The organism is Janthinobacterium sp. PSPC3-1 (genome assembly GCF_049896105.1).
Classification (GTDB): Bacteria; Pseudomonadota; Gammaproteobacteria; order Burkholderiales; family Burkholderiaceae_D; genus Janthinobacterium.
In genome coordinates this window covers 1-1717 of the sequence record NZ_JAFCTQ010000085.1, presented here as the reverse complement: position 1 = coordinate 1717, position 1717 = coordinate 1, and the positions used below count along the sequence as shown (strand labels likewise).

The 1717-nt window shown below is 64.3% G+C and carries 1 protein-coding gene; it reads right to left on the bottom strand.

The annotated features are described in order from the left end of the window. Positions 1-10: 10 nt before the first annotated feature. A partial coding sequence (gene iolD / locus ACP7B7_RS31570) for a 3D-(3,5/4)-trihydroxycyclohexane-1,2-dione acylhydrolase (decyclizing) (RefSeq protein WP_426079357.1) occupies positions 11-1717 on the bottom strand: 1707 nt, incomplete at its 5' end.

The following is a 1717-nucleotide window of genomic DNA, read 5'->3' as shown; positions in this document are numbered from 1 at the left end:
TTCCATGTGTTCATTTTGCTTGTCCTTGGCGATCAAGTTCATAACGGGCGCGTGCCGCTTGCACGCCGGGCTGGGTCGAGACCTCGGGTACGGCCACTTCCCACCAGCAACCGCCCTCTTCGGTGGTGCGCGTGTCGTCGGTATCGATGCAGATCAGATAAGTGCGGCTGGCGGCACGGGCACGCACCAGGGCCTGTTCCAGGCCGGCAATGCCGTCCACATGTTCGGACAGCGCACCCAAGGATTTCGCATGCAGCGCGAAATCGATCTGTGGCGCGCCCTCGCCTGCCTGCAGGCAATCGGCCAGCATATTGTTGAACGGCGCATTGCCGCAGGCCTGCTGCAGGCGGTTGATGCAGCCATAGCCCCGGTTGTCGAGCACCACGATGATCAGCTTTTTGTCCAGCATGACCGAGGTGGCGATTTCCGAATTCATCATCAGATAGCTGCCGTCGCCCACCATCACGATCACGTCGGACGCGGGCTTGGCCATCTTGACGCCGAGGCCGCCGGCGATTTCATAGCCCATGCACGAGTAGCCGTATTCCATATGGTAGCCACCGGGGGTGCTGGTGCGCCACAGTTTATGGAGTTCGGCCGGCAGGGTGCCCGCCGCGCAGACGACGATATCGTTGGCGGTCGAATGGTTTGACGAGCGCTGCACGGCGCCGATCACTTCGCCGTCATATGGCAGGCCGGCCACCTCGCGCTTGCCCGTGATGGCGGTCACCGTTTCGCGCCAGCCGGCCGCTTCGCGTTTGGCCAGCTCCGTCCAGGCACTGCTGGCGGACCAGTCAGGCAACAAGGCCGACAGACCCTGCAGGCCCAGGGTGGCGTCCGCCTGCACACCGAGGCCGCGGCGCTTCAGCGCATCAAAACTGTTGACGTTCAGGCTGACCAGCTCGGCTTTGGCAAACAGCGAATTCGATCCCGTCGTAAAGTCCTGCAGCCGCGTGCCGACCGCCAGTACCAGATCGGCCTGGCTGGCCAGCGCATTGGCGGACGGCGCACCGGTGACGCCGATGGCGCCCAGCTGCAGCGGGTGATCCCAAGGCAAGGAACTCTTGCCGGCATGGGTTTCCGCCACCGGAATACCATGACGTTCGGCAAAGGCGCGCAAGGCGGCGCCAGCCTGGCCATACAGCACGCCGCCACCGGCCACGATCAGCGGCTGTTTTGCCTTCGCGAGCAAGGCGGCCGCTTCTTCCAGTTCGGACGGCACCGGCGGGATGGCGCGGAAACGCACCACGCGTGGCGTAAAAAATTCTTCCGGATAGTCATACGCCATGGTCTGCACATCCTGCGGCAGCGACAGGGTGACGGGGCCGCAGGCGGCCGGGTCGGTCAGCGCGGCGATGGCGCGCGGCAAGGCGCTCAAGAGTTGTTCCGGATAGATAATGCGGTCGAAATAGCGCGACAACGGTTTGAAGGCGTCGTTGACCGACACGCTGCCATCGCCGCCATCTTCCAGCTGCTGCAAGACCGGGTCCGGCGCGCGCGAGACGAATACGTCGCCCGGCAACAGCAGCACCGGCAGCCGGTTCACATGGGCCAAGGCCGCCGCCGTCAGCAAATTGGTGGCGCCGGGACCGATCGAGCTGGTCACCGCCATCATGCGCCGGCGCATGTTGGCCTTGGCGTAGGCGATGGCCGCATGCGCCATCGCCTGTTCGTTATGGGCGCGGTAAGTGGGGAAACTGTCCTTGTATTGATACAG